The organism is Streptomyces morookaense (assembly GCF_013030945.1).
Classification (GTDB): Bacteria; Actinomycetota; Actinomycetes; order Streptomycetales; family Streptomycetaceae; genus Streptomyces; species Streptomyces morookaensis.
In genome coordinates, this window is record NZ_JABBXF010000086.1 from 1 (window position 1) to 24,717 (window position 24,717).

General features: G+C 70.1%; 21 protein-coding genes and 6 pseudogenes. 12 read left to right on the forward strand and 15 right to left on the reverse strand.

Annotation, left to right across the window (positions count from 1 at the left end):
- Nucleotides 1-218 (forward strand): annotated as a pseudogene (locus tag HG542_RS28555) (hypothetical protein); the annotation flags it as partial.
- Between the two features lie 31 nt (nt 219-249).
- On the opposite strand, the gene HG542_RS28560 reads toward HG542_RS28555, so the two are convergent.
- From HG542_RS28560 to HG542_RS35850, 6 genes and pseudogenes are all read right to left on the reverse strand, one after another.
- Nucleotides 250-936 carry a uracil-DNA glycosylase gene (locus tag HG542_RS28560; RefSeq protein ID WP_171086445.1) on the reverse strand — a complete coding sequence of 229 codons (687 nt, stop codon included), beginning with the start codon at nt 934-936 and terminating at the stop codon, nt 250-252.
- A 77-nt stretch (nt 937-1,013) separates the two neighbouring features.
- Complete coding sequence (locus HG542_RS28565) at nt 1,014-1,775, reverse strand: SDR family oxidoreductase (RefSeq protein ID WP_171086447.1); 762 nt, start codon at nt 1,773-1,775, stop codon at nt 1,014-1,016.
- Between the two features lie 43 nt (nt 1,776-1,818).
- Nucleotides 1,819-2,580, reverse strand: coding sequence for a 3-oxoacyl-ACP reductase FabG (gene fabG / locus HG542_RS28570; RefSeq protein ID WP_171086450.1), 762 nt, complete (start codon nt 2,578-2,580; stop codon nt 1,819-1,821).
- 149 nt (nt 2,581-2,729) lie between these two features.
- Nucleotides 2,730-3,134 (reverse strand): DUF3037 domain-containing protein, encoded by a 405-nt coding sequence (locus HG542_RS28575; protein ID WP_171086452.1) that lies wholly within the window; start codon nt 3,132-3,134, stop codon nt 2,730-2,732.
- Nucleotides 3,131-3,958, reverse strand: coding sequence for a HipA family kinase (locus HG542_RS28580; protein ID WP_171086454.1), 828 nt, complete (start codon nt 3,956-3,958; stop codon nt 3,131-3,133). Before HG542_RS28580 ends, HG542_RS28575 begins: the two co-directional genes overlap by 4 nt.
- A 79-nt stretch (nt 3,959-4,037) precedes the next feature.
- A pseudogene (locus tag HG542_RS35850) lies at nt 4,038-4,247 on the reverse strand (site-specific integrase); the annotation flags it as partial.
- 589 nt (nt 4,248-4,836) lie between these two features.
- Between HG542_RS35850 and HG542_RS28585 the strand changes: the two are divergent.
- Nucleotides 4,837-5,382 carry a hypothetical protein gene (locus HG542_RS28585; RefSeq protein ID WP_171086456.1) on the forward strand — a complete coding sequence of 182 codons (546 nt, stop codon included), beginning with the start codon at nt 4,837-4,839 and terminating at the stop codon, nt 5,380-5,382.
- Between the two features lie 2 nt (nt 5,383-5,384).
- Here HG542_RS28585 and HG542_RS28590 read toward each other — a convergent pair whose 3' ends face one another.
- Nucleotides 5,385-5,798: a phage terminase small subunit gene (locus tag HG542_RS28590; protein WP_171086459.1), complete on the reverse strand. Its 414-nt coding sequence runs from the start codon at nt 5,796-5,798 to the stop codon at nt 5,385-5,387.
- A 355-nt stretch (nt 5,799-6,153) separates the two neighbouring features.
- Here HG542_RS28590 and HG542_RS28595 point away from each other — a divergent pair, with 355 nt between their 5' ends.
- The 3 genes from HG542_RS28595 to HG542_RS28605 all read left to right on the forward strand — a co-directional run bounded on the left by HG542_RS28595 (nt 6,154) and on the right by HG542_RS28605 (nt 9,889).
- On the forward strand, nt 6,154-6,675 hold the full coding sequence (locus HG542_RS28595) for a hypothetical protein (RefSeq protein WP_171086461.1): 522 nt from the start codon (nt 6,154-6,156) through the stop codon (nt 6,673-6,675).
- Nucleotides 6,676-7,235: 560 nt separating this feature from the next.
- Nucleotides 7,236-8,438: an SPDY domain-containing protein gene (locus HG542_RS28600; RefSeq protein WP_306665349.1), complete on the forward strand. Its 1,203-nt coding sequence runs from the start codon at nt 7,236-7,238 to the stop codon at nt 8,436-8,438.
- Between the two features lie 170 nt (nt 8,439-8,608).
- Nucleotides 8,609-9,889: a M20 metallopeptidase family protein gene (locus HG542_RS28605; RefSeq protein ID WP_171086463.1), complete on the forward strand. Its 1,281-nt coding sequence runs from the start codon at nt 8,609-8,611 to the stop codon at nt 9,887-9,889.
- A 525-nt stretch (nt 9,890-10,414) separates the two neighbouring features.
- Here HG542_RS28605 and HG542_RS28610 read toward each other — a convergent pair.
- The 4 genes and pseudogenes from HG542_RS28610 to HG542_RS28620 form a co-directional block, all read right to left on the reverse strand.
- On the reverse strand, nt 10,415-10,849 hold the full coding sequence (locus HG542_RS28610) for a MarR family winged helix-turn-helix transcriptional regulator (protein ID WP_171086465.1): 435 nt from the start codon (nt 10,847-10,849) through the stop codon (nt 10,415-10,417).
- An 18-nt stretch (nt 10,850-10,867) separates the two neighbouring features.
- Entirely contained in the window at nt 10,868-11,842 is a 975-nt protein-coding gene (locus HG542_RS28615) for an MFS transporter (protein WP_268256414.1), read from the reverse strand.
- A gap of 58 nt (nt 11,843-11,900) precedes the next feature.
- A pseudogene (locus tag HG542_RS35490) lies at nt 11,901-12,272 on the reverse strand (MFS transporter); the annotation flags it as partial.
- A 51-nt stretch (nt 12,273-12,323) separates the two neighbouring features.
- Complete coding sequence (locus tag HG542_RS28620) at nt 12,324-13,166, reverse strand: NAD(P)H-binding protein (protein ID WP_171086467.1); 843 nt, start codon at nt 13,164-13,166, stop codon at nt 12,324-12,326.
- Between the two features lie 109 nt (nt 13,167-13,275).
- Here HG542_RS28620 and HG542_RS28625 point away from each other — a divergent pair, with 109 nt between their 5' ends.
- From HG542_RS28625 to HG542_RS28650, 5 genes and pseudogenes are all read left to right on the forward strand, one after another.
- Nucleotides 13,276-13,800 carry a MarR family winged helix-turn-helix transcriptional regulator gene (locus HG542_RS28625; RefSeq protein WP_171086469.1) on the forward strand — a complete coding sequence of 175 codons (525 nt, stop codon included), beginning with the start codon at nt 13,276-13,278 and terminating at the stop codon, nt 13,798-13,800.
- Nucleotides 13,801-14,146: 346 nt separating this feature from the next.
- A pseudogene (locus HG542_RS28630) lies at nt 14,147-14,601 on the forward strand (iron chaperone).
- A 60-nt stretch (nt 14,602-14,661) separates the two neighbouring features.
- Nucleotides 14,662-15,599: pseudogene (locus HG542_RS36325) on the forward strand (IS630 family transposase); the annotation flags it as partial.
- Nucleotides 15,600-15,865: 266 nt separating this feature from the next.
- Entirely contained in the window at nt 15,866-16,462 is a 597-nt protein-coding gene (locus HG542_RS28645; RefSeq protein WP_229922427.1) for a hypothetical protein, read from the forward strand.
- Between the two features lie 685 nt (nt 16,463-17,147).
- Complete coding sequence (locus HG542_RS28650) at nt 17,148-19,403, forward strand: MMPL family transporter (RefSeq protein ID WP_171086473.1); 2,256 nt, start codon at nt 17,148-17,150, stop codon at nt 19,401-19,403.
- Between the two features lie 134 nt (nt 19,404-19,537).
- On the opposite strand, the gene HG542_RS28655 is transcribed toward HG542_RS28650, so the two are convergent.
- Together HG542_RS28655 and HG542_RS35505 are read right to left on the reverse strand one after the other, a co-directional pair.
- On the reverse strand, nt 19,538-20,770 hold the full coding sequence (locus HG542_RS28655) for a hypothetical protein (protein WP_171086475.1): 1,233 nt from the start codon (nt 20,768-20,770) through the stop codon (nt 19,538-19,540).
- A gap of 980 nt (nt 20,771-21,750) precedes the next feature.
- Nucleotides 21,751-21,861, reverse strand: a pseudogene (locus tag HG542_RS35505) (HipA family kinase); the annotation flags it as partial.
- Nucleotides 21,862-21,982: 121 nt separating this feature from the next.
- Between HG542_RS35505 and HG542_RS28660 the strand changes: the two are divergent.
- The gene (locus tag HG542_RS28660) at nt 21,983-22,477 is read left to right on the forward strand and encodes a Rieske (2Fe-2S) protein (RefSeq protein ID WP_190076186.1); all 495 of its coding nucleotides are present in this window, start codon (nt 21,983-21,985) and stop codon (nt 22,475-22,477) included.
- Here HG542_RS28660 and HG542_RS28665 read toward each other — a convergent pair.
- A complete protein-coding gene (locus tag HG542_RS28665; protein WP_171086477.1) occupies nt 22,464-23,132 on the reverse strand; it encodes a cysteine hydrolase family protein in 669 nt (222 codons plus the stop codon). The genes HG542_RS28660 and HG542_RS28665 overlap by 14 nt on opposite strands.
- Nucleotides 23,133-23,266: 134 nt before the next feature.
- Here HG542_RS28665 and HG542_RS28670 point away from each other — a divergent pair, with 134 nt between their 5' ends.
- Nucleotides 23,267-23,767: a pyridoxamine 5'-phosphate oxidase family protein gene (locus HG542_RS28670; protein WP_171086479.1), complete on the forward strand. Its 501-nt coding sequence runs from the start codon at nt 23,267-23,269 to the stop codon at nt 23,765-23,767.
- A gap of 11 nt (nt 23,768-23,778) precedes the next feature.
- Here the strand turns inward: HG542_RS28670 and HG542_RS28675 are convergent, their stop codons facing one another.
- A complete protein-coding gene (locus HG542_RS28675; protein ID WP_171086481.1) occupies nt 23,779-24,693 on the reverse strand; it encodes a LysR family transcriptional regulator in 915 nt (304 codons plus the stop codon).
- Nucleotides 24,694-24,717: the final 24 nt, after the last annotated feature.

Here is a 24,717-nt window from a genome sequence, read left to right on the forward strand (position 1 = left end):
CGGCCCGCCCGCCGGCCTCGGCCCCCGAACCGGCGCCGCCGCCTGCTCCCCCGCCACCGGCCCGGCGCACCGAACCCGCGCCCGGCGAGGGCCGGGAGGCACCCGCCCCGGCCCCACCGGCCCGCTCCGGCAAGGGACTCTGCGCCCTGGGCGACACCTACGGCAAGTGGCAGCAGGGCGGCAACGCTTCACGGATCTGCCACCAGGTGTACGGCTGATCCGCGGCGCCGCGAGAGCTCCCGGGGCTGCTCAGACCGCGATGTCCGGGATCCGCCAGTCGATCGGCTCGTGCCCCTGCGCGGCCACGGCCTCGTTGATCTGCGTGAAGGGGCGGCTGCCGAAGAACTTCTTCGCCGACAGCGGCGAGGGGTGGGCACCCTTGACGACGACGTGCCGCTCCTCGTCGATCAACGGGAGCTTCTTCTGGGCGTAGTTGCCCCAGAGCACGAAGACCGCCGGGTCGGGCCGGGAGGCCACGGCGCGGATGACCGCGTCGGTGAACTTCTCCCAGCCCTTGCCCTTGTGGGAGTTGGGCTCCCCGCCGCGGACCGTCAGCACGGCGTTGAGCAGCAGGACACCCTGCTCGGCCCAGGGCAGCAGGTAGCCGTTGTCCGGCACGTCATAGCCCAGCTCCTCGCGCATCTCCTTGTAGATGTTGCGCAGCGAGGGGGGCGTCCTGACGCCGGGCCGCACGGAGAAGGACAGGCCGTGCCCCTGCCCGGGGCCGTGGTACGGGTCCTGGCCGAGGATGAGGACCTTGACCCGGTCGTACGGGGTTGCCTCCAGGGCGGAGAAGACCTCCCCGCGCGGCGGGTACACCGGCGCCTTCGCCCGCTCGTCCTCGACGAACTCGGTCAGCGCCTTGAAGTAGGGCTGCTCCAGCTCATTTCCGAGGACAGCGTGCCAGGACTCGGGCAGCACGTCGGTGACGGTCACGTCGACAACCTCCGGGGTTCGTTCCGTTCTCGGAACAAGAACTTACCGGCGGCCACTGACAACGCGGACCGGAAGCCTCAGACCCCGGCGTTGAGGAAGAGGCCTCCGTCCACGACGAGGGTCTGTCCGGTGACCCAGCCGGCGGCGTCGGACAGCAGGAACGCGGCCGCGCCGCCGATGTCCTCCGGCATGCCCAGCCGGCCCAGCGGGTACGAGGCCGCCGCCTCCTCCTCGCGGCCCTCGTAAATGGCCGCGGCGAAGCGGGTCTTCACGACCGCCGGGGCGATCGCGTTGACCCGCACCGCCGGCGCGAACTCGTGCGCCAGCTGCAGCGTGAGGTTGACCATGGCGGCCTTGCTCATGCCGTAGGCGCCGATGAACGGGGAGGCCGCGACTCCGGCGACGGAGGCGATGTTCACGATCGCCCCGCCGTTCTCCTTCTGCCAGGCCTTCCACGTCTGCTGCGCGAAGCCGAGGGCCGAGACGACGTTGGTCTCGAAGACCTTGCGGGCGACGGCGAGGTCGAGCTCGGCGATCGGGCCGAAGACCGGGTTCGTACCGGCGTTGTTGACCAGGTAGTCGACACGACCGTAGGCCTTCATGGCGCGCTCGACGGCCACGGCCTGGTGTTCCTCGTCATGGGCCTTGCCGGCCACGCCGATGCAGCGGTCGGCGCCGAGCTTCCGGACGGCCTCGGCGAGGGTGTCCTCGTTGCGCCCGGTGATGACGACGCGGTCGCCACGGGCCACGAGGGCCTCGGCGATGCCGTAGCCGATGCCCCGGCTGGCGCCGGTGACCAGGGCCACCTTGCCGGTGGACGCGGGTTCTTGTGCGGTCATGTGTCCGTTCCTCCTGTGCGTCTCCTCCTGTGCGTTCCGGCGGTCAGTCGAGCGGCCCGCCGGCCACGTACAGGACCTGGCCGGAGACGAAACCGGCCGCCTCGGCGGTGAAGAACGCGATGGCGTTGGCGATGTCCTCGGGCCTGCCGACCCGCTGCACCGGGATCTGCGAGGCGGCGGCCGTCTGGAAGTCCTCGAAGCTCATGCCGACGCGGGCGGCGGTGGCCGCGGTCATGTCGGTGGCGATGAAGCCGGGGGCGACGGAGTTGGCGGTGATGCCGAACTTGCCGAGCTCCTTGGCGAGGGTCTTGGTGAAGCCCTGCATCCCGGCCTTGGCGGCCGCGTAGTTGGCCTGGCCGCGGTTGCCGAGGGCCGAGCTGCTGGAGAGGTTGACGATCCGGCCGAACCCGGCGTCCACCATGTGCTTCTGGCAGGCGCGGGACATCAGGAACGCGCCGCGCAGGTGCACGTTCATGACGGTGTCCCAGTCGCTGTCGCTCATCTTGAACAGCAGGTTGTCGCGGAGCACGCCGGCGTTGTTGACGAGGATCACCGGGGCGCCCAGCTCCGCGGCGACCCGGGCCACCGCGGCGTCCGTCTGCGCCGAGTCCGAGACGTCGCAGCCGACGGCGAGGGCCCGGCCGCCCGCCGCCGTGATCTTCTCCACGGTCTCCGCGCAGGCCGCCTCGTCGAGGTCGAGAACGGCGACCGCGCGGCCCTCCTCGGCCAGGCGGACGGCGGTCGCGGCGCCGATGCCCCGGGCCGCGCCCGTGACCAGGGCGACGCGCTGCTCGGTGGTGGACATGCGGGTTCTCCTCACCTCGAAGGCGGCTCACCCGCCGTCCGACCGTCCGGCCGTCCGACCTCAGGTGAGCGACTGCTTAGTAGCTCGGCCGGTCAGACGCTAGAAGCCCCGCCATCCCCTGTCAACGCCCCGCCGCGTCCCGGCGGCCGTCACCGCACCAGCAGGTCGAGGAGGCGTTCCGGTTCGGCTTCCGGATCCGCCGTCAGCCCGGTGTGCACGGGACCGGGCTGGACGACCGTGCTGCGCGGGGCGATCAGCCAGCGGAACCGCCGCCCGGCGTCGTCGCAGGCCGCCTGCCCGGCCCGGTCGCCGCCCGCGCAGACACCCTCCACCGCGTGCAGCGCGGCCCGGACGCCCTCGACGTCCACGGTCGGGTCGAGCGCCCGCAGCCGGTCCTCGTCGAGATGGACGGAGGCCTTCACGAAGGACCTGGCCTGGCAGTAGACGACCACGCCTGCGTTGATGAGCTCACCGCGCTCGACCCGAGGGACGACCCGCAGCAGCGCGTACTCGAACACCTCGCGCCCGTTCCGGCGTCCGTTGCGCCCGTTCACTTCTTTCCAGCCCTTCCGTCAAGCCTGACACGCACCCATTCCGGTGCCTGCGAGGGCTTCTCCGCGCTACGCTCGCCGAGCGTGATCCGCCCGCCGATCCCGGCGGCGCGCTCCAGCAGCACGTCGACATACGCCCGGCGCACGGCGTCCGGGCCGTCGAATCCCGGTTCCCCCTCGAGCCATTCGTCGGGCACATCGGACACGACCGCGGTCAGCAGCTCCTCGGTCACCCGCGGGGCCAGCTCGGCCGCCGCGGCCGCGATGTCCGGAGCGAAGGAGGCCAGCACGTGGTCGGAGGCGTCGTACGCCCTGCCCGCCGCGGCCGCCGCGGTGGGCCAGTTGTGGTGCCAGATCATGGTCGCGCCATGGTCGATGAGCCACAACTGGCCATGCCACACCAGAAGATTGGGGTTGCGCCAGGAGCGGTCGACGTTGCCCACGAGCGCGTCGAACCACACCACGCGGCCGGCCTCGGCCGGGTCCGTCTCGAAGGCGAGCGGGTCGAAGCCGAGGGCGCCGGGCAGGAAGTCCATGGCGAGGTTGAGCCCGCCGCTGGCCTTGAGCAGCGCCTGCACCTCGGGGTCGGGCTCGCCGCGGCCGATGACGGGGTCCAGCTCGATGACGGCCAGCTCGGGCACGCGCAGCCCCAGGCCGCGGGCCAGCTGCCCGCAGACGACCTCGGCGACGAGCGTCTTGCGGCCCTGCCCTGCGCCGGTGAACTTCATGACGTACGTCCCGAGATCGTCGGCCTCGACGATGCCGGGGAGAGAGCCACCCTCACGCAACGGCGTGACATAGCGGGTGGCGGTGACTTCTGGCAGCATTTTCCCAGGCCGTCCCGCTTCTCAACCTTGCATTCAACAGTGGAGGCCAGCCAAAGCAAAGTGAGCGGTCGGCCGCCAATCAGCCCTGGGGAGAATCTGGGGAGTTTCGGCCGGCAACCTGATCTCCCTGCCTCCCCAGCAGCCCGTCGATGGCCGTGCGACCCTTGCTTCCGGCCTCCGGCATGAAGTGAGCATAGTAACCGAGCGTGATGGCCGGTGACGAATGCCCGAGCCGGCGCGCCAAAGTCACCACGGACTCCCCTGCCTCCAGCACGTGGGAACGGGCGGTCGCAGCATGCTTGCGCACCTACAGCGCCGTTCGCGTCCGCCGCCAGGCCACCGATGACATGGCAGAGATGTTGGACGCCGCCCGGGAGGCTTTGCGCTCCGTGCCGGGGCGGGAGGCGGCCTTCTTCCGTATCCGGCTCGGTCTGACCGCCGTGGACCTCACGACGGAGACAAGCTCGGGGAGCGAGGATGGGCTGTGCACGGAGCCGATCCGGAACGCCGCGGAATCCGGCGATGCCCACGCCACCCGCGAACTCCTGCGCCACGAAACGGTCTGCGCGCGAACGAGCCTCCTCGTTGCGCTGCCAGGCGGGGCCGAGCGCCACCGGCACCACCTGCTCGGGCGGCTCCTCCTCCGCGGGTGCGGGGGTGTGCTCATGGCGCACATCCTCGGCACTCGAATACTTGCCCGCCCAGTCGTCGCTCTTTCGGCTATCGCTCGTCCCCGCCACCATGCAAGGAACGCCCGCACGCCGGGGGCGCGCACGATTGGAAGCGCAATGACTGAGCCAGAGCCCCAACCGTCAATCCCGCAGGCTCCTTCATCAGGCAGCAGCCGGCACCCTCAGAAACCGGGCATCACGACGGCCATGGACACCTTGACGTTCGTAGCCGCCCCGCTCTTCGCCGGCACAGCCATCGCGACCATCGGAGTGTTGGGCGCCGACTCCGACAAGTTCCGCTGGCCGGCCCTGTCCATGCTCATGCTGACACTGGCTGCCCTGGCCCTCGCTACCAGCATCCAAGTGGCCCTGCATGGACGGCGGTTCCTGTACACCGTGGATGAGGCTCGCTCCTGGGGCGCCTCCCCAGACGGCAACGCCCCCGGTGCAGCTTCAGCCGGGCTCACCGTCGAGGCGCAAGCGGCCGACTTCGAACTGTGGGTCAAGCTGAGTGGTCGAGCCACATGGGCCTATCAAATCGGCCTGGCCTTACTCAAGCTTGGGCTGGCGTGCATTTTGGCTCCTCCGGCCAATGCGACACCCTCGGACTCGGTCATCAGATGGATCGCGTCCGGTGCGGTCGTGTGCGCGCTGTGCGTCCACATCATCCTGATCAGCAAGCGAGTCAGGGAGCGTGCTCGGAGGCTCAGTTCTGACCTGCGCCTCATCATGGCGCACGTGCGCACTCCGTGATCCTAGCCGCTCAGTGCGTTCCGGTACATCTCCAGCACCGTCACACCCGCCGACACCGCTTCTTCGGTGGCGCTGCGCTCCAGCTCAACCCGAACCCGCCGGCGTCCGCCCTCCGTCGTCAGGAGGTCCGTCATCGCGGAGGAGACGGCGGCGAAGAGCTGGGCGGAGAACCGGCTGCTGTGCAGGGTGCGGCTCGTGGCCTCGGCCACATAGCGGGCCACGGCGACGTCGGAGGGCTCGTAGAACCGGGACTGGTCGGAGGCAGCCAGGGAGGCGTACCAGTCGGCCGCCACGGGGTGCCAGTCCGGATCGGGGTCCGGCCAGCTCACCAGGCCGGGGGCGGAAGCGGCACGGATCAGGGTGGGTCCGTCGTTGTCCTTGTTGCGACGCCGACGCTCGGACGAGCGCTTCGGCACAGGGCCCCGGTTCCGACAACCATCACCGTCTCGGGGCTGCGGTGGCGGGGAGCGGGACCCGGCGGAGTTGTGCCGGCGACCGCTCGGCACACCGTCGGGGTGCGGCTACCGGTCGTCAGCACGGCCCGCGCGTACGCGCAGTCTCACGTCGACTCACTTCACCCGCAGCAGCCGCGGGCGCAGAGCAGCACGGACAGCCGGCCATGGGTGGTCCGGGCAGGGGTTCACAGGGCGCATAACCGCACCGGCGAAGCCCTCCACGAACCTGCGAACGCCCCGTCCGCGCGGACCCGTTGAGACGCGCGCCCTTCGCGTCCACGTCCCGGCACACTCCACGGAAGACCTGCCCTTGCCCATGACGACACCGTCCGTCGATGCCCTCCCGTTCGACGTGCCCGCGCCGCTCACTCCCATCGAACAACTGCTGGTCCTCGCCGACCACTACACCCACCACAACGACGCGATCGACACCTTCCGCCTCAGCTACTCCTCGGACCCCGATCTAGGTGCGCATGCCGACTCCGCGCAGCGCCTGGCCCACGAGACCCTCGCCGCCGTCAAGGCCGTCCAGGACCAGCAGCTCTACGAAAGCCGCGAGCTGATCGACGCCGTGGTACGGCTCAAGCAGCTCGCCTACCTGAGCAACGAGGCTGCTCTCCACCTCGCCGATGCGCGAGAAGCTCTCACCACCCGGCCCGCCGCGACAGGCAGTACAGAACCTGACCATCCCAACGCACTGGAGATCGCCGGCCGACAGGTACGGCTGGCCGGTGAACTGACCGCGCTCGCTCCCCAAGCCGCCGTCGAGTCAACGACCGCATCGCCCGGGAAATGCGCCGACGCCGGCCCCCTACCGGCATCGCAGTGCAGGAGCTGAACGCGGTCCAGCACAGCGCGCTGCAGGAAGTCGCCCGCGGCCACATCCGCGTGTCCGAAAGCCTCGGCCGGCAGTACGTCCACAGCCGCGACGTCCGTGTGCTGATCAGCACGCTGCGATCCCTGGAGACCAAGGCCTCATCGCACGCGAGCCCAAGTCCGCGCCGCCCGCCTTCGTCGGCGGCCCGCTGCCGGACCGCGTGCGCCTCACCTCCCGCGGCACGACCACTGTCGCCGCATTCATCGGCCTGTCCCCGGCCGCCAGGGCCAAGGCGACCTGCAACGCGCCCTACTCGCCCGCGCCCGCACCGTCACCACCCTGATCACCACCTACACCGAGGACCCCGCGAACACCCCCCACCAGTTGATCACCGGAAGCCGCCGTGCCCTGGCTGGCCTCACCGCCTTGCGCACCCGCTGGAACCACGCCACCGCGCCGGCACCGGCGGGCGGGCCCTCCCCGGACAGCGGCCGCGTCCGCCGCACGCGCCTCCCGCTGATACCCAATCACCTGCGGCCAGGCCCTACGGTCCGGCCACAGGCCGAAACGAGGAACACTCCTTGACGGACCCCGCCATCGACGCACATGTGCGCCTCGACACCCACCCCAGCCACTCCAGTGCGGTGACCGCCGTCCTCACCGGCACCCGGCACCGCACGGCCCACGCCCTCCTGGCCGCCCACGGATTCGAACCCGTCGACGAACGCACCCTGGTCCTCGCCCGCATCGACCACGAGGAGCCGTACTGGGCGGAAAAGGCCGCCCAGGCACTGACCGCCGAGGGCATCACCACCGAGATCACCCCCCAGTTGCGTGAAGCCATCGCCGAGGAATGGGCATGGGCCAACTACCCCGTGCCCTGGTGCACCCGCGAGGAGATGCGAGAGGTCTCCAACGAAGCCCAGAAGGTCTACGACGACATACGCCACGGCCACCTCGTCATCCACGCCCACGCCGACGACAGCGGCACCACCGTCGCCGTCGGCACCTACCGCGACAGCAGCAAGAGCGTGTACCTCCACGGCGAGAACCACCTGCGGCAGGTCGCCGACGTCTACAGCTCACCCGCCCAGGCCATCGCCGCCTTCGAACGCCTCCACGGTTACACCCTGCGACCCGGCCCCGCGCCCACGACCGACACCGAACGCCAGACGGCCGAAGCCCTCAACTCCCTGCGTGCGCGGGCCTCAGCCGAACCAGAGTCACCCGTCCAGCGGCCGGAGTCGGTTCCCTCCTACGCCGCGGATCCCGGCGACCACGGCGCCATCCTCAACCAGTTCCTGGCCGAGCACGACGACTGGGAGAAGTGGCGTACCTTCTCCGACGACACCACCCACGCCATCCACGAATCACAGACCCTGCGCCTTGAACGGGTCCACGAAGCCGATGCCCGCGAGACGGCATGGACCATCGCCGCCTACGAAACTCCTGTCTCGGACAGGATCTGGTACCTCACGGCAACCGGCGCCACCCCGGCCCCCGTCCTCGACACCCTGCTGACGCGTCTCGCCGAGGGTGACGCCTGGGAGACCGCCCTCGGCAGCCCAGTCACTGAGACGACGGTTACCGCGGCCACCCACGTCCTCACCCACGCCGGCTGGAAGCACACCCGTCAACGGACGGTGGATCCGCTGGGAAACACCCCAAGGCGACGCCAGCGCCCAGTTCGACGCCTTCGCCGCCCAACACCCCCACAACACCTATTACTCCAGTGTGGTTTCGAGATCTCGCGGCGGGCCGTGTTGGGGTTATCCCCACCTTGAAGTGGTGGTCTGCCGGATCGGCGCGGCGGCGGCGTGCGGCAATCATGTTGCCTCCGGGTCTTCCGTTCGCCTGGTGGCGGGCTCAGATACACGGTGTCGGGATGCGACTGCCGTCTGGCGTTTCCGGAAGGCCAGTTGAAGGTCATGGAGGGGAAACAGTGGGTCGTCCCATGGAACGCGTTCTCGCACGACGTGCGCTGCTGGCCGGCGCGGCGGCAGCCGGTGCGGGAATCGTGTGGGGAACTGCTGGGGAGGCCGTCGCCGGCGGGTGGCGGCAGCCGGTGGAGCAAGGGGCGGTGGACGCCGAGGTGGCGCGCCTGAAGTGGAGGTTGATCAGGCTGCGGCGCGACATCCACCGGCATCCCGAGGCGCCGGGGCAGGAGCGGCGCACGGCCGGTGTGGTGGCCCGAGAGCTGCGGGCAGCCGGGCTGGCCGTCACCACCGGGGTGGGTGGTCACGGCGTCGTCGGCGTCCTGCGGGGCTCGCGTCCGGGCCGGACCGTTGCGTACCGGGCGGATATGGACGCGGTGCCGCCCAAGGACATCGTTGGCGGCGGTCCGGTGGCGGCGCATCTGTGCGGGCACGACGTCCATACCACCGTGGCGCTCGGCATCGCACGGGTCCTGGCGCGGATGCGGAGGCAGTTGGACGGAACCGTGGTGTTCCTCTTCCAGCCTGCCGAGGAGACCCTGAGCGGGGCCCGCGCGCTGCTCGAAACGGGCGTGCTGGAGCGCACCGGCGTGGAAGAGATCCACGCGCTGCACTGCGGGCCGTTCCCCGTCGGTCAGTTCGCGCTCACCCCGGGCTACGGGCTGCCGGGTCTGGACAAGGCGGAGGTCGTTCTGCCGCGGCCGGACGCGCCTGACGCTGCGCGACGACTGGCCGCCGAGATCGGCGCGCTCTCCACGGTGCCGCTGCCACGGACACCAGCGGACATCGAGCGGCTGGTCGCCGACGCCGAGACACCCGATGGGCCACTGGCCCGGTTCGTGGTCGTCCGGGCCCAGGCACCGGAGGCCGGCAATGTGACCGTGTCCTACCGCTGCTGGCCGCAGGAACGGTACCCGGAGGTACGCGCGGACATCCGCCGCCTGGCCACGTCGTACGCGGGAGCCGAGGTCGGCTTCCCCGCCGAGCCGTTCCCGGCCATGGTCTGCCCGGAACGCGACGCCCGCACACTCGCCCGCCACCTGCGGCGCGCACTCGGCCAAGACGCGGTCACCGAACTCCATGCCGCCTTCCCGCCTTTCAGCGGCGAAGACTTCGCCCTCTACTTGGACCGCGTCCCCGGCACGTTCACCTTCCTCGGCGTCCGCTCCCCCGGCGCGCCCATCACCACCAGCTACCCGCACTACCCCGACTTCGATCCGGACGAGCGGGCCATCGGCCTCGCCGTACGGGCCATGGCAGGGTGGATCGCGGAGCGGACGCATATGGGCATAGCACCGTGAACTGTTGTCCCGTCATGCAGCAAGGAGGATGGCTCGGCTGGAGAGTCTTCTGGGTGACCGGCATCCGAAAGGTGAACAAAGGGCCGGCCGGCACTGGTGGACCATGCAGGCTCCGGAGGGCAACGAGTTCTGCGTGGCGTAGGTCGGGCTGTGGCTGTCCGCGGCGGCGGCGTTCTGCTCGCAGCGGCACAGCGCCGGAGCCGGCGCAAAGGGCTCGTCCTGACCGGTGTCGCCGCCGACGCGGGACCCGACCGGCCCGTCGATCGGCACCACCCCGCCCGCAGCAGCGATCCGATCACGCTGACCGTCCCGGAGATCCGCCACCTGCTCACCTCTGTCTTCGTCACACCGGCCGCGACTGCCGCCAGACTGGATAGATCACGAAACCGCATGCAGCCTGCCGGGGTCGTTGTCTGCGTCCGACGGTTGTCCGTGGCCGACCGCCTCTGCCGGTGCGGTGGTGGTGCGCGGGGTGGTGAAACCGAGACGGGGAGACCGGGCCGCGAGGTTCTGACGGAATGTTGGTTACGAGGGCTGTGGCTTTGGTGAACTCATTGTTCTGTTCTCCAGGTTGTGGGTCATCCGCTCCAGGACGGTGACGGTGATCCGGTATTCCTCGCGGGTGATGCCGGCCGCCGACAGGTCGCGGAAGGCGTGCACGCGCTCGGCGACGTCGCTGAGGCGGGCGCGGCCGTCGTCGGTCAGGGCGAGGCGGCCCGGCTCTGGGCGGGCGATCCAGCCGGCGGCGATGGCTGTCTCGATGGCGGTGGTCAGCGTGCCGATGTCCGCGTTGGCGGCAAGGACGGTCAGCACTTCGGTGTCGGTGGCCTGCGGATCCTCCCTGATGACGTCGAGGACCTGCCAGGCGGTCCGGGTGAGGCCGAACTCGGCCAGCATGGCGTTCATGTGGCAGGTGAGGGCCTTGTCGGTGCGGTTGAGCCAGTAACCGATGGGTTTCATGTCGTGCTCCGGAGCGGGTCAGTGATGCCGGGGCCGGGCCCTGCGCGGCAGCAGCCGCACGAGGGCGCAGCAGGCGAGGGTGCCGACGGCGACCGTGGCGAGGCTGTGGACGGCTGCGGACGCGGGGCCGCCGGCGGTGTGGAAGTAGACGGTGGTGATGGCCGCGGCGCCGATGCTGTTGGCGAGTTGTGCGACGGCGGAGAGTGCACCGCTGGCGCTGCCCGATTCCTTGGGGCCGATGTCGCCGAGGGTGACCTCGTAGAGGGTGCCGAAGCAGGAGCCGAGGCCAAGGCCGATGACGAAGACCGGGGCGAGGAGCGTCCACGCCGTCGGGCTGGTGGCGTGGACCAGGACGAGCAGCGACAGCGTGCCGGTCAACGTGAGCAGCAGGCCGATGAGGATGAGCGTGCGGCCGAGGCGAGCCATGAGACGGTGCGCGGCGATCGAGGCGAGGATGATGCCGGCGGCGACCGGGGCGAGGCCGAGCGAGGTCTGGGTCGGGGTGCGGTGCAGCCCGTCCTGGAGGAAGAGGGAGAGAACGAGGAGCAGGCCGGCGACCGCCGCGTTGAAGACGAGGCCGAGGATCAGGCCGGAGGTGAAGCCACGGTTCTTGAGCAGCGAGGGCTCGATGAGTGGGCCGGCGGCGCTGCGCTGGCGCAGACAGAACAGCGCGAAGAGCAGAGTGCCTGCGGTGAGGGAGAGGATCGGGACGGGCGTCCAGCCGTGGCCGGAGCCGTCGATCAGGCCGTGGAGCAGGCCGAACATCGTGGCGGCGAGCAGACCGGAGCCCGGAACGTCGACGGTGACCGTCCGGTCTCCGGCGTCGCGGGGCAGCAGCCTGGCGGCCAGGGCGATCGTGAGGCCGCCGAGTGCGATGTTGATCAGGAACATGGAGCGCCAGCCGAAGCTGTCGATGAGGAACCCGGCGAGGACCGGGCCGCTGATCGCGGACAGGCCGAGGCAGGGGGCGAAGACGCCGAACGCCTTGCCGATCTCGTTCGGGGGGGAAGACCGCGCCGAGGATGCCGAAGCCCTGCGGGATCACGAGGGCGCCGAAGGCTCCTTGGAGCAGGCGGAACCCGATGACGGAGGCGGGCCCTGTGGCCAGGCCGCAGGCGACGGACGCGAGAGTGAAGCCGGTGAGGCCGGTCAGGAACAGGCGACGGCGGCCGAACTTGTCGCCGAGCCTGCCGCCGATCACCAGCAGGACGCCCATGGCCAGGGCGTAACCGGCGCCCAGCCACTGGACGAGGGCGTCCCCGCCGTGCAGGTCGGTGGCGATGGTCGGGGCGGCGATGTTGGTGATCGTGGCATCGAGGAGGTCGAGGACGGCGGCGAAGAGGACGACGGCGAGGACGGCCCATCGGCGGCGGTCGGGCCTGGTCTGTGGGGTGGCAGGGGCCTGGGTCAAGGCCGTGGACATGGAATCCCTTGGGTTGAGGGGACGGGCCCTCTGTGTGTGAGCCCGTCCGGATCAGTGCCGAGCAAAGGCGGCGGCGTTCTCGCGGGCCCACTGCCTGTAGGTGCGGGCGGGGCGGCCGAGGAGGGTCTGGGTGGTGTCGGCGATGACGGCCGGACCGTGGTTGGCGGCCTCCCACAGGTCGAGCAGCGCGGTGACCATCGGCGCGGGCATGTGGCGGCCCATCTGCTGCTCGGCCTCGGCGCGAGTGATCTGCTCGACCGGGATCTGGCGGCCGAGGGTGTCTGCGAGTACGGCGAGTTGTTCGCGGAAGGTGAGCGAGTCGGGGCCGGTCAGGGTGACCGAGCGGCCGGTGAGGGAGGTGCCGGTCAGCGCCTCGACGGCGATGTCGGCGATGTCCTCGGGGTGGATGGGCGCGATGTGCGCGTCCGGGTAGGCGAGTTGGATCGGCATCGACTGGCCGATGAAGTAGGCCCAGCCGAGGGAGTTGCTGGCGAAGGCGTCCGGGCGCAGGAACGTGCAGGCGAGGTCGGAGTCGGCGAGGGCGCGCTCGACCTGGAGGCTGTGGCCGGCGAGCGGGTCGTTCTCGGCGTCCGGGCCCAGGACCGAGGAGGACGAAAGCAGGACGACGTGCTCGACGCCGGCGGCCTCGGCAGCCTTGACCAGTTCACGGATGCCGGCCGGCTCGGGGTAGAGGAAGACCCGGCGGACGTCGCGGAGTGCGGAGCCGAAGGTCTCGGGCCGGTCGAGGGCGAGCTCGGCGACGTCGACGCCGTCCGGGACGGTCAGTTCGGCGGGGTTGGCGCTGGCGGCGCGGACGGTGAGACCGGCCGATTGCAGGCGGCTGATGATCGCCTGGCCGATCCTGCCGCGGGCGCCGGTGATGAGGGTGGTCATGGAATGCTCCGTTCGTTCATTGCTCGAAGTCATATGCATGCAACCATGCACACGATTGCTAGTCAACACATGCCTTCATGAGGGCACTCATGCTCTGTACGATGAGGGCATGACGAAGCGCGAACCGAAGACCGCGGAGGAACTGCTGGACGCCGTGGGTCCGGCCTTCGGGAAGCTGCGGCGCTCCTCACTCCTGGAGGTCGAGGACCCGATTTCCCAGAAGGACCTGAGCCGCACGCTGGTTCTCAGAATCGTTCTGGAAGCCGAACAGGACGCCGCGGAGGGCGAGTCGGACGGGGAGCCCGGCGAGGGGGAGATCACGGTCGGGGCTGTCGCCCGGCACCTGGGCGTGGATCCGTCGGTGGCCAGTCGCATGGTCTCCGACTGCATCTCGGCCGGCTATCTGATCCGCGCGGCCTCCCAGCAGGACGGCCGCCGCACCGTCCTCCAGCTCAGCCCCGAGGGCCGTGAGCTGATGGCCCGCTTCGTCCGCCATCAACGCTCGGCCTTCGACTGCATCACCGCCGACTGGACCGAGCAGGAGCGCCTGGAATTCGCTCGCCTCATGCTCAAGTACGTCGACTCCCAGGACGCCCTCCGCCACCGACGCCCAGGCAAGGACGCTCCACGCTGAGCCACCCCGGCGCCTGTCCTCGGAACTCGTGAGGAGTTGCCCCCGGCACACTTTCCGCACGTTGTGTTTGTCCGGGGCGGGGTGCACCGGAACGTTCCGAGGTCGGGCCTCAACTGCTCCTGGGATGGGCGGTGATGGAGAAGCGGCGCACAGTGCAGAATCCTGCTCTGTGGACCTCCCCACCCTTCGTGTGAGCTTGAGCTTGATCGACGCGCTCCGTGATCGGTGACGGACCGGGGCCTTCGACTGCTGTACGTGCTGGTCGCTCGTGAGCCGGTGTCAGTGAGCCGGGATAAGGTCCCCCTCAAGATCCCGCACGGCAAGATCCTCAAGGGGGAGATCTGTCATGAGCAGCACCGGAAACAGCGCGTACGAGGGGTTCACGGCCGAGGAGCGGGCCGCGATGAAGGACCCCACGCCCAAGAGCTGAAGACGGCAGCGCGCCGCCGCTCGCGCGCGGACAAAGCGGCGGAGGCAGAGCGGGATGTACTCGCGAAGATCGCCGAGATGCAGGACTCGGACCGGATGATGGCCGAGCGCGTCCACGCCGTCGTCACAGCCGGCGCCCCGGCCCTGGCGCCGAAGCTCTGGTACGGGATGCCCGCCTACGCGCTGGACGGCAAGGTCGTCTGCTTCTTCCAGAGCGCGGAGAAGTTCAAGGCACGCTACGCGACGCTCGGGTTCAGCGACCAGGCGAAGCTGGACGATGGCACGATGTGGGCGGCCGGCTTCGCCCTGACCGAGGTGACGGCCGAGGTGGAGGCGCGGATCGGTGCGCTCGTGAAGCAGGCGGTGAGCTGAGGCGGCCGGCGGTCTCATCAAGGGGCGGGGTGATCTCGGTGGTGGGTGTATCCCGGTGCCGTGCGATATCCCGATGGGGGCCGGTTTTGACCGCGAAGCAGCGGGGTCAGCTGGAGCAAGTGCGCTTCGAGACCACCGAGTTATTCATACAAGAGGTGAGGTAACCGCAGGTCGCCCGGCCCCTGCGGGCCTCCTCCCGGAAGTCGGCCTATGACTGGCGCGCTCGCTGGCGTCAGGGTGGCGCGGAAGCCCTACGTTCCAAGGGCCCGTCCGGGCGGCCGTCGCGGATGAAGCCCGGCTGGTGTGCCTGGCTGGCGGCGGAGCTGGAGTAGGGGCCGGCCACGCGCGGTTGAGGGAGGTCCAGCGGTGGACGCTGGCGCGGGTGGCCACGGTGATCGCCCAGCGGTTCCATATCCGCTTCAGCCGGCGCAGACCTGGCACATCCCGCGTCAGATGGGCTGGTCGGTGCAGGTTCCGGTGCGCCGGGCAGCCGATCGCACCGAGACGGCAGTGGCTGCCTGGATGAAGAAGACATAGCCACGCGTGGAAAGACGGTGAGGGGCCAGGACGCGTGGCTGTGCTTCGCGGACGAGGCGGGTCAGGTGCTCCGGCCGCCGCGGGCGCGTACCTGGTCCCGGCGCGGGCACCCGCCCCGGGTCACCGTCCGCGCCGCCGGTTCGGAGCGCATCTCTCTGGCGATCCTGGTCTGCCGCAGACCGGGCCACCGTCCGGCTCGTGTTCCGGATGCTGGTCCACCATGGCCGCAAGGGTGAGAAAAAGGGCTTCCGGAGCGGGACTTGGCCCTGCTCCCGGCCACTGCCCGCTGACAACTCGGCGGGCCTGTCGTGCTGATGTGGGGCAACTACACCCACCATGTCGACGCCACCATGCGCGAGTTGATCGGCCGACGGTCGGCCTGGCTGACGGTCTTCCGCTTCCCGTCGTACAGTCCCGCCCTCAACCCTGCTGAAGGCGTGTGGGCGTACCTGAATCAGACAACGTTCGCCGTGCAGTCCGCCACCTCTACAGGCATGGGTGGCAGGTCTCGTGATCCGGCTACGGTGGCGGATATGGGCGACGATGCCGATGCTGCGGTGCGGGAGCAGATCGCCTACTACCGGGCTCGCGCGTCCGAGTACGACCGGGTCTACGCCGAGCGGGAGGACCTGCGGGTGCTGCGGCCACTGATCGAAACACTTCCGGTCACCGGTGACGTGCTGGAACTGGCGTGCGGAACGGACGGCCCGACCTCGACAATCTTCCGGTGCGGCTGCGGCAGGTTGTCGCCGTATGCCTGACCGAGGAGCCCGAGGAGCGGGCGACGCCCACCCAACTGCTTGCCATCATCGAGGCGTTGGAGCCCGAAGTGCCCGTCTGGACGGTCGAGATCGACGACCTGATCACGTCTGCCGGCGGCCCCTCCGACATCGTCCCGCCCCCGGCCACCCCGGTCGAGGCGTCGCCGCGCCCGGAGCTGCGCGGCCTGTCCGGCGCCCGGCTCGCCCTCGCGGTCGTGGCCGCGGTCCTCTTCGGCGCGGTCGTCACGGCGCTGCTGCTCCTGGTACCCGGCCGCGGCGGCGGCACCCGTACCGCCGACGCCCCGGCGAGGAGCCGGCCTACCTTGCTTCAGCCGGCCGAGGGCGACACAACCCCGCAGCAGCGGACGACCCCGCAGCAGGACCCGAGTGAGGAACAGGACCCCTCCCCGCATCCCGCCACACCCACCAGCCAGGCACCGCCCGCTCCGCCTCCCAGCGGACCAGTGGTGCTGCTGCCGATCCGGAACCGCCCGTTCGTCGGCCGCTTCGCGGTCTCGCCCAGCTTGCACACCCCGGCGCTGCCGACCCAGTTGCCCCGCTGATCGTGCACGCGCATCTGCACCCCGGCGAGGCCGGAATCGACCATCTCCTGGATGACCTTCTGCAGCTCCGGGCGCTTCTGCTCGGCAGCGGCTTTCGGCACGGCCGCGCCGACCTGGGTGGTCAGCACGGGTGTGGCCACCCAGGCCAGCAGTGCGGCAGTCAGCGCCGTGCCCCCCGCCGGGAGACCCGCGACATCCGGACCCTGTTGTGCTTGGCGCCCCTGGTCATTCCTGGAACCTCCTCCTCGGCCATACCGAGGACGTTGCATGTCGTCACCATGGCGCCAAGCTGGCGCATATTTGCCCCCAGCACAAGCCATAGTGGCTCAATCTGAAGCCTCACGGAGTGAGCCAAGCGAAGCACAGCGATCACACCCAGGCAGGGTGGCCGCCTGTTCGCCCCCTTGGACGTCATCATGTGGCGCCACTTCGGCTCGCAATGGCGCCACATATGTGCCATGATCGCTAGACACGAGTACCGAAGCATCCACTCGGCGTCGCGCCTTGCGGGCCAGCGGCCATAGAACCCGGTCCCGCACGTTCGCCCGGCACCTGTCATGTACCGATATGTGCCAGCTATGCGCCATCTCGATGCCATGCTGCGCTCCCCAGGCGCCCAAAGCATTGACCCAGACCGACCCGACCGACTGCATACCGACCGAACCGAACCGACGGGAGCCCCAGCGTGGCTACGTTCCTTTCCAGGCTCGGCCGCCTCGCCTTTCGCCGCCGGGGGGTGACACTGCTGATCTGGCTGCTGATATTCGGCGGCATAGGCTTCGCCGCCGCCTCCGCTCCGCCACCGCCCGCCGATACGTTCTCGATGCCGGGCACCGAGTCACAGGAAGCCTTCGACCTGCTGACGAAGAAATTCCCCGACGCGAGTGCCGATGGCGCCAGCGCCCGCGTCGTCGTCCGGGCACCCGAGGGCCGGAAGCTCACCGACGCCGGCCAGCGGGCCGAAGTCGGGCGGCTCGTCGCCGCGCTGGGCACATCGTCCCCGCAGGTGGTGGCCGCCACCGACCCGTACAAGGTCCCCGCGGTCAGCATCAGCAAGGACGGCACGACCGCCTACACCGTGGTGACGTACAAGGTCCCCGCGATGAAGGTCAGCGACCAAGCACACGACGCACTCGACGCCGCCATCGAGAAGGCCCGCAAGGCGGGCCTGACCATCGAGGCCGGCGGTGACGCCGTGAGGGTCGACCAGGCGATGGGCGGCACCGGCGAGAAGATCGGCATCCTGGTCTCCGCGATCGTCCTCGTCCTGACCTTCGGCTCGATGATCGCGGCCGGAATGCCGCTGATCACCGCGCTGATCGGAGTCGGAATCGGAATCTCCGGCATCACTGCGCTCGGCTCCACGCTCGGCCTGTCCGGCACCACCTCGACGCTCGCGATGATGATCGGCCTCGCCGTCGGCATCGACTACGCGCTGTTCATCGTCTCCCGGTTCCGTGCCGAGCGGGTCGAGGGGCGCATCCCCGAAGAGGCCGCGGGCCGGGCCGTCGGCACCGCGGGGTCGGCGGTCGTCTTCGCAGGACTGACGGTCATCGTGGCCCTCGCCGGGCTGGCGGTCGTGGGCGTCCCGATACTCACCAAGATGGGACTCGCCGCGGCCGGCACCGTCGCGGTCGCCGTGCTCGTCGCGCTCACCCTGGTCCCCGCCCTGCTGGGCTTCGCACCGGTCAAGGTGATGGCCCGCAAGGGCCGCCTGCAGTACGCCGTCAAGCCGCTGTCGGAGCGCCGGCAGCGCAAGGCCGCCAAGCACGCCGCCAAGTCGGCCGAGAACAGCAGGCCCAACCTCGGCGCCCGCTGGGCGGGTTACGTCCTGCGCCACCCCGTGGCCGTCCTGCTCGTCGGCGTGGTCGGCCTCGGCACGGTCGCCGTACCGGCCGCGAGCCTGCAGCTCGGGCTGCCCGGCGAGGGGTCGATGTCGACGAAGACCACTCAGCGCAAGGCGTACGACATGCTCTCGAAGTCCTTCGGCCCCGGGTTCAACGGACCGCTGATGGTCACCGTGCAGGCGAAGGGCGCCAAGTCCGCCGGCGACAAGGTCGGCGCGGCCCTCCACAGGGCGAACGGCGTGGCCTCGGTCTCCCCGGCCACCGCCAACAAGGCGGACGACACCGCGATCCTGAGCGTCATCCCGAAGACCGGCCCGACCGAGCAGAAGACCGAGGAACTGGTCCATGAACTGCGGGCCACGGCAGGCGCCTTGGAGAAAGACACCGCGTCCCGGATCCTCGTGACCGGCCAGACGGCCATGTTCATCGACTTCTCACAGACCCTCGACGACGCGCTCCTGCCCTACCTCGCCCTGGTCGTCGGCCTCGCCTTCCTGCTCCTGATGGTGGTCTTCCGCTCCCTCCTGGTCCCGTTCAAGGCGGCCCTCGGCTTCCTGCTCTCGGTGACCGCCGCCCTCGGCGCCGTCGTGGCGATCTTCCAGTGGGGCTGGCTCGCGGACGTTCTCGGCATCCAGCAGACCGGCCCGATCATGAGCACGATGCCGATCTTCATGATCGGCGTGGTCTTCGGCCTCGCCATGGACTACGAGGTCTTCCTGGTCAGTCGGATGCGTGAGTCGTACGCTCACGGGGCACGCCCCGCCGAGGCGGTCGTCGACGGCTTCCGGCACGGCGGCCGGGTCGTCGCCGCGGCCGCCGTCATCATGACGAGCGTCTTCTCCGGCTTCATCCTGGAGGACAACGACTTCATCAAGATGATCGGCTTCGCCCTCGCGATCGCCGTCCTCTTCGACGCCTTCCTCGTCCGTATGGCAATCGTGCCCGCACTCTTCGCCCTGTTCGGCAAGTCCGCCTGGTGGCTACCGAAGTGGCTGGACCGGATCCTGCCCCGAGTGGACGTCGAGGGCGAGAAGCTCGACCAGCACACCGCCCCCGCGCCGCACGCACCGCGGGAACACACCCTGGTCGGCTGACGCCTTCGAACCGGACCGCGCCCGGTCGGCCGGAGGCATCCCGGAAGCGTGCACTTCCTTGCGCAGCCGGGCGAGTTCGGCGGGTGGCAACCGCGTCCGTTTCCGTACCGGCCCACACCCGCACCCGCGCCTCGTCAGCCCGCATCCACCCCGGGCTCGTAGTTGGTGAGGACACAGCCCGGGACGGATGCCTTCTCCAGCCGGTATCCCTGCGGTGCGCTGAAGCCGGGCTCGCAGTTCAGGCGAAGGAACTGCTGCTGGTAGAGGCCCACGCGGGAAGCCTGGTTGTTTGTCTCGACCGCGATGTTCCGGCCGACGAGCACCATGCTCGCCGTGGCCTTGATGTGGCCGTCGTGCTGCACGTCCTGCAGTTGTGCGGCCTTCGCCTTCGCCTGGAACGTCGCCATGTCGTTCACGGTGTCGAGCCAGGTGAGGTCATGCGCACGCTTGCCGCCGGAGGCAGGGTATCCGCACATGCCACGTTCCCCGATGCCCCAGGCGTGGGGATCGCCCGTCACGGCGGGCTGATAGTCGATGGACTGGATGTCGACGGACTGGGGATCCGTGGTGAACTTCTTGCAGTCGACGCTTGAGCCGATCAGCTTCTTCAGGTCGGCCATGCTGTCGGCACGTGGCAGCCCCATGCTGTTCGCATCCGGCGTCCGCAGCTCTCCGTTCGCGCCGCCGGGTGTGGCCTCGTCCTTGGGATGCTCGGGACCAGCGCCACCCTGTCCGTCCGTACTGTCAACGAAGTTGCTGAGGACACAGCCGTCGACTAGGGCCTGCTCCTTCTTGTATCCGTCGGGCACGGCGAAAGTGGGATTGCACGTCAGGACGCGCAGTCCTGACGTGGCGAGCGTCATGGCCGTCTTCGTCTCCGTCGGTTCGACGGAGAAGTTCTCGCCGACGAAGACGTGTCTGAAGAGACCGTACGTCGGATTCTTGGCAAGGCGGTCCATGACGAGCTTCTTGTAGCCCGCTTGGAACTCCTTCATGTCCGAGGCGGTGAAGAGGAAGATGCGACCGTGGTCGGGCCGGTCGTCGCACACGCCCGCCGCGGTCACGGACCACTTCCCGACGGACGTGAGAGAGCCATGGGCGAAGCGCCGGTCGTCGGGGGCTCTGCCGTCGCCCAGGTTCTCGCACGAGGTGTACTGCTGCACGTACTTCTGCGCTTCGGTGAGGGAGTTCGCCGTGGGCGTCCCCGCCACGGACGGTGCAGCGACGCCGCCGCCCGCCGGCGGCTTCGCCGAGGAACCACCGCCGTTCGCGCTGCCGTCCTCGCCTCCCTTGCACGAGGTGAGGACGGCGAGAGCCGCGGCCACGGCCAATATTCGCTTGATGCGCATGTGTTGCTTTCGTCGCATGGAACGGAACGGTCCCGGCGGACTGGATAACGTGCACATGTTAGTGGCTTGCCGTCGGGGTGGAGCTTGTGCTGAATCGTGCGCCTCCGCGGCACCGAAGCGGGCGTCACACTCCGCAGACGTGTGTCGGCACCTGTCGGCACATCGCGGGATGAAGGCGTCGCGCACGTGATCAACGGGACCGGCCCGGTTCAGCTGCAGCCAATGGGCGAACTGGCGTGTGCGGCCTGCTTCGTTGTGCACGGGCGCCAGCAAGACCACGCCGAAACACCGCAAACCATGCAGTTCCCCGAACGCAGGAACCCCCGTCGGCACCTGCCCGACGAGGGTTCCTCACCTGTCACTTGCTCTCACGTGCGTCTCACCAACACCGTCGACGCGCTTGGACCACAACGCCCCCCACCTGCGTAAACGGCCCCGACCTAGACACGTGGACGCCAGAAGACGCTTCCGCCTACCTGTGCCAAGTGGGACCGTTATGACTCAGAGCAGGTGTCCACCTCCCTTGACCAGCGGCCAGCGGCCAGCGGCCAGCGGCCAGCGGCCAGCGAATTGTTGCCCTGCGCCAGCAACGTGGCGGCTTCAGTGCGGGTGCCACTGTCCGGACAGGAGAGCGCGCGGCTACCACGAGGCCGAGCACTGGATGCCCGCCGGGCGGCAAGCCGGCGGCTTACAGCATCCACCTACTCAGGCAGAGCCAGACCCACACGCGGTCCGCGCAGCGCAAGCTTCTGCCTTGCCCGCGCGCGTCAGTCACTCAGCGTGCCATGGGCAGCGCCTCCGATGGGGTGACCTCACTCCGTCACAGCCCCCTGCACCGGCCCTTCCTGGGGAGAATCTGGGGAGTATCGACGGCACTGGGGAGCGCGTGGGGAGAATCGACCGCGTAAAGCAGCGCAGTGCTGAAAGACCCTGAAAGGCTCGTCCGCGCAGGCCAGATAGGGGTGCAGCCACATCGACGCTGGTCAGCGCCACCAGGTGGTCAACTTCATGACGTACGTCCCGAGATCGTCGGCCTCGACGATGCCGGGGAGAGAGCCACCCTCACGCAACGGCGTGACATAGCGGGTGGCGGTGACTTCGGCAAGCATCGCCCCGGGTTACTCGGCCTGCACACCGGTCACTGAACGCAACGGCTGAACGGAGCGGGCGCCCCGACCGTACGACTTCTCGTACTGCTCGTACTCCTCGTCCCTCATCGAAGGAGCGATCGTGTCACTTTCCCCGTCCTCGTCGGATTCCTCCTCATCCTCGTCCTCCGGCAGCGCGAGCCGCCGCACCGTCGTCGTGTCCGCGGGGGCGGCGGGACTCGCCGCCGCGCTGGCCGCGTGCGGCGGCTCGGACAAGAAGTACCAGGAGACGTCCTCCGCTCCGCCGAGTTCGCCGTCGGCATCCGCGAGCGCGCCCGCGGACGCCAAGGGCCCTGTCCTCGCCAGGACCTCGGACATCCCGGAGGGCGGCGGAAAGGTCTTCAAGGACAAGAGGGTCGTGGTGACCCAGCCGGCGAAGGGGGAGTTCAAGGCGTTCTCGGCCGTGTGCACCCACGAGGGGTGCACGGTCTCGGCGGTGACCGGCGGGACCATCAACTGCCCGTGTCACGGCAGCAAGTTCGCCGTCGCGGACGGCAGCGTGAAGCACGGCCCGGCGCAGTCGCCGCTGCCGGCGAAGAAGATCACCGTCAGCGGCGACTCCATCACGCTGGACTGACCTCCGGGCCGCCGCCCCGCCGGCGCCGCCGCCAGCTCCGCAGCACCTCCTCGGTCGTGGTGACCGTCGCGACGAGGGAGAGCGTGTGGCGGACCATCGCCGCGGTGTAGTCGGCGGGGACTCCGGCTATGGCGTCGGCCGGGACGACGGCCGTGTATCCGAGGTTGACCGCGTCGAAGACGGCATTCGGCACGGCGATGTTGGCCGAGACGCCGGTGACGAGCAGGGTGCGGCAGCCGAGGTTGCGCAGCACCGCGTCCAGGCCGGTGCCGGCCAGGGGCGAGAGCCCGTGCAGCCGCCGTACGACCAGGTCGCCGTCCCCGACCGGGACGGGATCCGCGATCCGCACGGCTGCCGTGCCGGCCAACTGCTGGACGGGCAGCCGCTCGGCGGCCCGGAAGAGACGGGCGTTGCGACTGGCCCCGCGCCCGTCGGGGCGGCGCTCGGCAACGGCGTGCACAACCTGCACGCCCGCCTCGTGAGCCCCGGCGACGAGCCGCGCGATGTTGGTCAGGGCCCCGGACGCCCGTGTGACGGCGGCCAGTTCGGGCAGGGCGCTCTCCGGTCCGACGACACCACGCTGGCATTCGACGGTCAGCAGCACGGTGGCCGCCCGGTCGCGCAGATCGTGCGGGCCGTGCTCCGTGCGTGCCATGGCGCTCCCTGCTGCTGTGGGCCTTGTCTCCGTGGGCCTTGTGTCCGTGGGCCTTGTGTCCGTGGGCCTTGTGTCCGTGGGCCTTGTGTCCGTGGGCCTTGTGTCGTCGAGCAAGAGGCTTCATCCTGCCGGACATGGCCGTCGGAGAGCCACAGTCACAGCGACCGCCGCAGCGGCGCGGCCGCCGGATCATGATGCGGCCGGCGGAGTTGGACGCCTTCCTGACCGCTCAACGCACCTGCCGCCTGGCCACGGTCGGCCCGGACGGGTCTCCGCACGTCAGCCCGCTGTGGTTCGCCTGGGACGGCCAGGCGCTGTGGCTGTACTCGCTGGTGCGCAGCCGCCGGTGGGCTGCGCTGCGGAGCGGGCCACGGGTGGCCGCGGTGGTCGACGACGGGCGGGAGTACGGCGAACTGCGCGGTGCGGAGCTCGCGGGCCGGGCCGAGCCCGTCGGCGAGGCGCCCCGCAAGGGCGAGCCGTGCCCCGAACTGCACTGCGTGGAGGGGCTGTTCGCCGACAAGTACTTCGGCATGGCCACCATGCCCCACGACGGCCGGCACGCGTGGGTCCGGCTGGAGCCGGACCGGATCGTCTCCTGGGACTTCCGTAAACTCCCCGGCCTACCGGGGCAGTAGGGACACCCGGTTCAGGACGAGGCGCCGGAGACCGCCTTCCCGGCCGCCTGCAACGCCCCCACCGCCGCCCGGATCGACGGCCGCCGGTCCGCGTCGGCACGCCACACGGCATACACATGCCGGTGCATGGTGTGCCGCACCGGGAGGATCCGCACCCCTTCCGGGACCGGCCCGCGCCCGAGCCGCGGCGCGACGACGACGCCGAGCCCCGCCGCGACCAGGGCGAGTTGCGTGTGATGCTCGTCGGCCATATGGGATGTGCGCGGCTCGATCCCCTTGCTGCGCAGCGTGGACATCAGCCACTCGTGGCAGAACTGTCCATGGGGCCAGGAGATCCACTCCTCCTCGGCGAGGTCCTCCAGGTCGACCGCCTCCCGCGCGGCGAGCGGATGCCCGGCGGACACCGCCACGTCGACGGGGTCGTCGAGGACGGACGCCCTGGCCAGGCCCTCGGCGATCGGCAGCGGGTGGTTGCGCCACTCGAGCACGACGGCGAGATCCATGTCACCGCGCACCACGCGGGGCAGGGAGTGCTCCGGGTCCATCTCCTCCAGCCGGACGCGCAGTTGGGGCTGGCTCGCGCGCAGGCTCGCGAGCACGGCCGGGGCCAGTCCGCGGGCGGCCGTCGGGAAGGCGCCCAGCACGAGCTCGCCCACGGCCCGGCCGCGCTGGGCCTCCAGGTCGGCCTGGGCCAGCTCGACCTGGGAGAGAATGCGCGAGGCGTGCTCGGCCAGCAGCTTCCCGGCATCGGTGAGCCGCACCCCGCGGCCCTGCTTGGCCAGCAGCTGCTGGCCCGTCTCCCGCTCCAGCTTGGCGAGCTGCTGGGAGACCGCCGAGGTGGTGACGTGCAGCCCGTCCGCGGCGGCGCTGACGGAGCCGTGGCGGGCGACGGCGTTGAGGGTCCGCAGGCGGTCCAGATTCAACATGTAAGCGATGCTACGCGATGGCCC